This window comes from Gammaproteobacteria bacterium, assembly GCA_021647245.1.
Lineage (GTDB): Bacteria > Pseudomonadota > Gammaproteobacteria > RBG-16-57-12 > RBG-16-57-12 > JAFLJP01.
The window spans coordinates 1-8,357 of record JAKIVC010000055.1; the positions used below are offsets into that span (position 1 = coordinate 1).

Consider the following 8,357-nt stretch of genomic DNA (forward strand, 5'->3'; position numbering starts at 1 on the left):
TAGCGCAAGCACGGTTCTGAGAGGGGTGTGGTAACAATGGTAGAAGCAGGAAATCGGCCGTGTGATGGCCATCATGATCCTGATAAAGCTAGAGGAACCCATCTACTCGACCAAATGCAATATTAACCTTTTGTTGTAGGGTTTATCCTTGGTGATGCAAACTACTGATATGTATTGACCTGTCAACTATTGGTACCACACATTCTAACATTTCATACTTACCTCCTTCATACAGCAAGCCTTTAGAGCAGAGCACGGGCGGCAATCAAGGACGGTAGATCACTCTGATATGCGCAGGTCGGAACCGCCTGACTTCTCTTAGTCGTGGAGCTGCCTCGCTCTAGAATCGAGGGTCGTCCCGTTGTTCTGGGCACCTCATAGGAGTTCCGAGGGTTCTCCAACCGGCCCCTCATGCCCTGGTTCAAAGACTCACTGTCTGTTTTTGTATTCACTGTTTTGATTGGCCTGTGTTCGCTTGCTTGTTTAACGTGCACTCACCACACGTTGATTCATCACTTCGCAAGCAATGGCCCAGATGAATCCAACCAACTCGCGCGCAACCGCCGTACAAACCTGCACTTTCAGTTTGCCTCGCTCAAGCAAGTGTGCGTAACGTCCACACAGATGTTTCTGCGCCTTCCAGGCAATGGCTTGTACCTCACTCGAACACTTTTCTGCCCGTCGTTGTAAATGAGCGGTCTTGCGGGCGGGAAATCGATAGCACCAACCTGATTCGATCAACACACGTCTGACATGGCCGTTGCCCGTCTTGGTGATCCCGCCTCGGCGACGCGTTTGACCACTGGAGAATTCGCTCGGAACCAGCCCCAAGAAACTCATCAACTGGCGTGGCGAGTCAAACCGGGTAATATCCCCAAGTTCCGCCATGATCGTCATCGCGGTAATCAGCTTGATACCTCGCAACGCCATCAAGGCTTCAACTACTGGTGCCAATACCCAATGTTTCAGCGCCTTCTCCATCTCCTTTTCAAGCCCGACAACACGCGCCTCGCCCTGTTTAACCGCATCCACGTATTCCTGAAAAACAATCTGTTGTATTGTAATATCAAACTTAAGCCCCTCCAGCCAACGAAAGTGTGTCTGGGTCCAGCGGCTTTTGCCGCTTTCATAAATTCGCCCGTAACGCAGCAGAAAAGCATTCAGTCGTTGCTTGGTCGTCCGTTCCAGGCCCTTCATATCTTCGCGAGCCCGCGTGAGATCGCGCATCGCTTCCTGTTCCTGATCAGGCACCCAGACCGGTGTGAGTTCGCCTGCTCTATCCAGTCGACTGAGCTTTTCACTATCGCGCCGATCCGTCTTCACTCGTTCACCCGGTTTCAATGGAATCAGTGAAGGGGCGACCACACTGCAATGGTGACCAAGCTGGCTGATCTGGCGGTATACCTCATAACCACACGGCCCCGCCTCGTAGCAAAATGAGAGCATCTCACCATCGGGACATAAGTTCTTCACCAACTTGCGCACCGCTGCCGGGGTATTGGCTATCTCACCGTAATACTGCGGCTTTCCACCCAAGGCATCCGCGACCGCAACCGCTATCGTTTCTTTGTGTGTATCTAAACCAACGTACTTGCTAAACTCTTTCATGACCTGTCCTCCTCAATTGTGGCGCTGAGCCACCGGTTGTTCCAACCTCAGCTTAACCCACGTCGCTTGAGGTTGGGCAGGTCAATACATGATGTCTAGACTGCTGGCTTGAACCGCTCTCTCCATTGCCGTAAAGTGCCCGCATGAATCCTACCTTTGTACATCTTCGACTCCACTCTGAATTCTCCTTGGTTGACGGCATGGTGCGCCTTAAGCCGCTGGTTAAAGCGGTGGCGGCCGCAGGTATGCCTGCGGTGGCGTTAACTGACCAGAGTAATATGTTTGGTTTGGTGAAGTTTTATAATGCGGCGGTAGCCGCTGGTGTAAAGCCGATCATCGGCTGTGATATCTGGTTGAACAATGAAGAAGAGCCAAATCAGCCTTTTCATCTGTTGCTGTTGAGCAAGAATCAACAGGGGTATCGAAACCTTACTGAGATCATCTCTCAAAGCTATACCGAGGGGCAGCACCATGGAAAAGCCATTGTTCGTCGTGAGTGGGTTGCAGAGAAGTCAGCCGGGTTAATTGCACTCTCGGGGGGGCGGCAGGGTGAGGTTGGTCAAGCCTTGCTGTCGGGGAATCGTGATCAAGCGGCGCGCTGTTTGAGTGAATGGAAGGCAATCTTTCCGGATCACTTCTACCTGGAACTGACCCGGACTGGGCGAGTGAAGGAGAATGAGTACTTGCATATGGCGGTTGAGTTGGCGGCTGCGACGAACACCCCTGTAGTGGCCACTAATGAGGTCTGTTTTATCACCAGGGATGACTTTGAGGCACATGAGTTACGTGTCTGTATCAATGAAGGGCGGGTGCTGGATGACCCCCATCGACCTAAAAATTACTCTGATCAGCAATATTTACGAACCCCACAGGAGATGGCTGATCTGTTTTCAGATATTCCTGAGGCACTGGCCAATACGGTTGAAATAGCCAAGCGCTGTAGTGTTGAGGTGAGCCAGGGTACCTATTACCTACCTGACTTTCCGGTGCCGCAAGGCTTGACTATGGATGACTATTTTCGCCAGCTCTCCCGTGAAGGGCTGGAGAAGCGGCTCGATTTTCTGTTTGACCGTGAGGCAGTTGATTTTTCCGAGCGACGCAAGGCTTATGACGAGCGGTTAGAGATTGAGCTTAATGTCATCATCGGTATGGGGTTTCCCGGTTACTTTTTGATTGTTGCTGACTTTATCCGCTGGGGCAAGAGCAATGGTGTGCCTGTTGGGCCTGGGCGGGGTTCTGGTGCCGGTTCACTGGTCGCCTATGCGCTGGATATTACCGATCTTGACCCGCTGGCATATGACCTGCTGTTTGAGCGGTTTCTGAATCCTGAACGTGTCTCAATGCCCGATTTTGACATCGATTTTTGTATGGATGGGCGTGACCGTGTGATCGATTATGTGGCGCAGCTTTACGGGCGCGACAAAGTTTCGCAAATTATTACCTATGGCACCATGGCGGCTAAGGCGGTGGTACGAGATGTGGGGCGTGTGCTGGGCCACCCCTACGGTTTTGTTGATCGTATCTCCAAGATGATTCCATTTGAACCGGGTATGACCTTGAGCAAAGCCATGGAGATGGAACCGGAGTTCAAGCGTGAATATGAAGAGAATGAAGAGGTCACGGCGCTGCTGGATATGGCCTTTAAGCTGGAAGGGTTAACCCGTAATGCAGGTAAGCATGCTGGAGGTGTGGTTATCAGCCCCACCAAACTCACTGATTTTGCACCACTCTATTGTGAGGAGGGCGGCACATCACTGGTGACACAGTTTGATAAGAATGATGTGGAGTCAGTCGGCCTGGTGAAGTTTGATTTCCTGGGGCTACGCACCCTCACCATCATCGACTGGACAATTAAAAACATCAAAAAATCCACTGGTGAAGAGATCGATATTATCTCGATTCCACTGGATGACCGCGCTTCATTCACCCTGTTGAAAAGCTGCAAAACCACTGCGGTCTTTCAGCTGGAATCTCGTGGTATGAAGGATTTGATCAAGCGACTACAGCCCGACTCCTTTGAAGATATTATCGCCCTTGTGGCGCTGTTTCGCCCAGGCCCGCTGCAATCGGGGATGGTAGATAATTTTATCAACCGTAAACATGGTCGTGAGCGGGTCTCATATCCTGATGCCCAGTGGCAACACGACTCCCTGAAGGAGATTTTAGAGCCTACCTACGGCATCATCCTCTATCAGGAGCAGGTGATGCAGATCGCTCAGGTACTCTCGGGATACACCCTGGGTGGTGCAGATATGTTGCGCCGCGCCATGGGCAAGAAAAAGCCTGAAGAGATGGACAAGCAGCGTAAAATCTTCGAAGAGGGTGCCATTAACAACGGTGTTGATGGTGAGCTGGCAATGAAAATATTTGACCTGGTTGAGAAATTTGCCGGTTACGGCTTCAATAAATCACACTCGGCAGCTTATGCGTTGGTCTCTTATCAAACCGCCTGGCTCAAAGCACACTACCCGGCCGCTTTTATGGCGGCGGTGATGTCGGCAGATATGGATAACACCGATAAAGTAGTCATTTTGGTGGATGAGTGTAGTGATATGAAGCTGAAGGTGGTACCGCCGGATGTGAATGCCTGTGCATATCAATTTACCGTGCTGGACCAGCAGACGGTGTTGTATGGTCTGGGGGCGATTAAGGGGGTGGGTGAAGGCGCTATCGAGAACATAATCAACGAGCGCCAGCAAAAGGGCCCTTATAAAGATCTGTTTGATTTCTGTCGCCGTAGCGATCTGCGCAAGGTAAATAAACGGGTGCTGGAGGCACTGGTGCGGGGTGGTGCTATGGATAACATTGGCCCTAACCGGGCCACGCTAATGAACAGTATCGAAACAGCACTGAAAATGGCCGACAAACACAACAAAGACCAGCTCTCCGGGGTAATGGATATGTTCGGCTTTACCGAGCCAACTGCCAAAAGTGGTGAGAGTGCCGGGTATTATGATGTGATACCAGAGTGGAAAGAAGATTATCGCCTGAAGTTGGAAAAAGAGACCCTGGGGCTGTTTCTTACCGGTCACCCGATTCAGCCTTATGCAGCAGAGCTGCGTAATATGACAACTTCGCGCATTGTCGACTTAAAACCGGCCAGGGGTAGTCGAGTGGTGGTGGCTGGCCTACTGCTGGATATACGTATGATCAACTCCCGTCGTGGAAAAATGGCCATCATAACGCTGGATGACCGTAGTGCACGGATTGAATTTACGCTCTTTTCGGAGGCACTGGAGCGCCATAGAGATATTCTGTTGAAAGATAACATTCTGGTGGTGGAAGGGGATGTCAGCAACGATGACTACAGTGGTGGCCTGCGTCTGAACTGTAAAGAGCTCTACGATCTGACCCAGGCACGGGAGCAGTTTGCCAAACAGATGGTGATGCGTTTTGGCCAGGCCACTGTGGCGGATGGTTTTCTGGATGAACTCAGCCAACGCTTAACCCCCTATTGCAAAGGGGCGTGCCCTCTGCTTGTTGAGTATCATAATGATGATGCTAAGGTAGAAATCCGTTTTGGTGACGGCTGGCGTATGCGTCCGGAAGAGTTGTTGCTGGACTCACTGCGCGAACTGCTGGGTAGTGAAAATGTAGAGATTATCTACCGTAAAAATGCGCCGTAATAGGGGTGCTGTTTTTCATGGCTATCGCCTTAATGTCGTTTTTTAGGGTAAAAAGCCTTACAATCAACAATTCGAGAGCAAGTGAAACTTGAGTGATAAAGAATGAATATGAATTTTCTGGATTTTGAACGCCCCATTGCCGAGTTAGAGGCGAAGATAGAAGAGCTGCGTCACGTTGGAAATGACTCTGAGATTAATCTCTCCGATGAAATCAGCACGCTACAGAAGAAGAGTGAAAAACTAACTGAAGAGATCTTTTCCAAGCTGAATGCATGGCAAGTCTCTCAGCTGGCACGTCACCCCCAGCGTCCTTATACCATGGATTACATTGAGCGTATTTTGACCGACTTTGAAGAGTTGCACGGTGACCGTCACTTTGCCGACGATCCCGCCTTGGTGGGCGGAATCGGTCGCCTTGAGGGTCGCCCGGTAATGGTAATCGGCCAGCAGAAAGGGCGTGATACCAAAGAGAAAATCCGCCGTAACTTTGGAATGCCACGCCCAGAAGGGTACCGCAAGGCTCTGCGCCTGATGGAGATGGCAGAGCGGTTTAAAATGCCAGTTTTGACCTTTATTGATACGCCAGGTGCCTATCCGGGGATTGACGCAGAAGAGCGTAACCAGTCAGAGGCGATTGCCAAAAATCTCGAAGTGATGGCGCGCCTTAAAACACCTATTATTTGTACGGTTATAGGTGAGGGCGGCTCAGGTGGCGCACTGGCGATTGGGGTAGGGGATCGCATCATGATGCTGCAACATGCCACCTACTCGGTCATATCCCCCGAAGGATGCGCCACTATTTTGTGGAAAAGTGCAGAACGTGCCTCTGATGCCGCCGAGGCGATGGGTATTACCGCTAAACGCCTTAAAGAGCTGGCACTGATTGATACCATTATTTCCGAGCCACTCGGTGGTGCACATCGTGATGTGGATGCGATGGCAGAAAGTTTGAAAACAGCACTGCTTGATAATTTGAATAGCCTTGATCAACTCTCTGAAGAGCAACTATTGACGACCCGCTATGATCGTTTGATGTCACTGGGTAACTTCAAAGAGTCCTAATATCGATGGTTATTTACTGAGTGCGATCGTTTTACACCTCCTGGGTCGCCCTGTAAGGCGATGAAAAACTCTGTTTATGACACTCTCCCCACAACAACTGCTCACCGAATTACCTGGGTTTTCAGCCCATAAAACGCTCTGGGTCGCCTATAGTGGCGGCCTGGATTCGACAGTTTTATTGCACGCCTTGAGCCAACTCGCCGCTACCGGACATCTAAAAAACCACCTCTGCGCTATACATATTCACCACGGTCTGAGTATTCATGCAGATGAGTGGCAGCTGGCGTGTGCCCGCAGTGCTGCCAACATGGCTGTATGTTTTGAATCAATTGCGGTTAATGCACAGCCCAAAAAGGGCGAAAGCCCCGAAGCAACCGCACGAGAAGTCCGCTATCAGGCCATTGCAGAAAAGATGAAGGCGGGTGATGTGTTGCTAACAGGGCATCACCAGGATGACCAGGCAGAGACCGTGTTGATACAGCTATTGCGCGGTTGCGGTATCAAGGGGCTAGCCGCAATGCCCGCTACCCAACCGTTTTCTGCTGGCCAACTCAACCGCCCCTTACTCGCCTATTCACGTCGACAGCTGCAGGATTATGCTGAATATCACCGGCTTAGTTGGGTAGAGGATGAGAGTAATCAGAACAGTGGTTATGATCGAAACTATCTGCGTAACCAGATAATCCCACAGCTACAGCTGCGCTGGCCGAGCATGAGTGCAACCCTGAGTCGTAGCGCCTCCCACTGTGCAGAAAGCTCACAACTCTGTGATGAGTTAGCGGCGCAGGATCTGCGCAATATGGGCCAGGCGGACTCAATGATACTACCCGTTAGTGAGTTATTAGTGCTGAATCGTGTGCGGCAGAATAACCTGCTTCGCTACTGGATTTCAAAGCAGGGGTTGCCACTGCCTACCAGTCGACAGCTGCAACAAATAACCACAAGGCTGCTAATGGCCAGAGCAGATGCCATGCCGCAGGTGGCCTGGCCTGGGGCAGAGATGCGGCGCTTTTCCGGTCAGCTCTACCTGCTTTTGCCATTACCGCTCCACGAGGCGGGTCAAATTATAGAGTGGCCTGCACAACAGCCATCGTTAGTCATTGACTCACTGGGATTAACATTGCAGCGTAGCGAGCTCAAGGTTGCCCAGAAATATGACATTCAAATACGCTTCCGCCAAGGCGGTGAAGAAATTCGCCTGCCAAACAAGAGCCACCACACCTCACTTAAAAAGCTGTTTCAGAAACAGGGTGTGCCACCGTGGCAGAGAAATCGTATACCGTTATTGTATGTAAGAGGCGAGTTGTTGGAAATTGCAGGCTTGTAGAGATTAATGATCTATTGCGGGGGTTACTATTGCACGGGTGCGCTCTTCTTATATATGAAGAGCAAATTGCTGTTTTTTTTGATAAATTTTTGTTTATTAAAATGGTTATTTTAGGATGGTACTGATGGTGTATCGTTGTAGATATTTTTTATGTAATTGAAAAGTGGTTGTTTTTTGTGTTATTTTCGTCGTTGTGAAATGCTTGAATTTGAGTGCTGTTTTGAGATTATTGTTTAGAAAATGCAATCAAAATGTTAGTTTTCTGTTTGATGTTGTATGTCGAATTTGGGTGTTTTATGGGTGCAGGGCTTAATAGTTTTTTGAAGATTCCGATATAGAGCAAACGCGGGTACTGTTTTTTTGAAGAGGATGTAAAGGAATGCGAGTTAGTTGTATTGCACTTGCTGCCGGATCGCTGCTGATATTAAGTAGTGCTCAGGCCGCAAAAGTATCGGACATTGCCAATACCAAACACAACCTCTCCATGACCTGGGGCGGTGAAGGCGCTGACCCCCGCACGGTGACCGCAACCTCTGAAGCACAAATCTGCGTCTTCTGCCACACCCCCCACGGCGCAGATACCAGCACCAATGCGCCACTGTGGAATCGCAGCCTGGAGGGGGGAGCTGGTTACACGGCTGTTTACAGTATGTATGACTCCAGCTCCATGGAAGCGACTCAGCTCTCCGGCGTGCCGTCAGCCCCCACCAGCTCCTCCAAGCTCTGCCTCTCCT

5 protein-coding genes are annotated in these 8,357 nt (G+C 50.4%); 4 read left to right on the plus strand and 1 reads right to left on the minus strand.

The window, feature by feature from the left end:
• Positions 1–483: 483 nt before the first annotated feature.
• Positions 484–1,608, minus strand: coding sequence for an IS110 family transposase (locus L3J94_11910; GenBank protein MCF6219427.1), 1,125 nt, complete (start codon positions 1,606–1,608; stop codon positions 484–486).
• Between the two features lie 143 nt (positions 1,609–1,751).
• Between L3J94_11910 and dnaE the strand changes: the two genes are divergently transcribed.
• From dnaE to L3J94_11930, 4 genes are all read left to right on the plus strand, one after another.
• Entirely contained in the window at positions 1,752–5,234 is a 3,483-nt protein-coding gene (gene dnaE / locus L3J94_11915; protein ID MCF6219428.1) for a DNA polymerase III subunit alpha, read from the plus strand.
• A gap of 102 nt (positions 5,235–5,336) precedes the next feature.
• A complete protein-coding gene (gene accA / locus L3J94_11920; protein ID MCF6219429.1) occupies positions 5,337–6,296 on the plus strand; it encodes an acetyl-CoA carboxylase carboxyl transferase subunit alpha in 960 nt (319 codons plus the stop codon).
• Between the two features lie 76 nt (positions 6,297–6,372).
• Positions 6,373–7,623 carry a tRNA lysidine(34) synthetase TilS gene (gene tilS, locus L3J94_11925; protein MCF6219430.1) on the plus strand — a complete coding sequence of 417 codons (1,251 nt, stop codon included), beginning with the start codon at positions 6,373–6,375 and terminating at the stop codon, positions 7,621–7,623.
• Between the two features lie 379 nt (positions 7,624–8,002).
• A partial coding sequence (locus L3J94_11930) for a hypothetical protein (protein MCF6219431.1) occupies positions 8,003–8,357 on the plus strand: 355 nt, incomplete at its 3' end.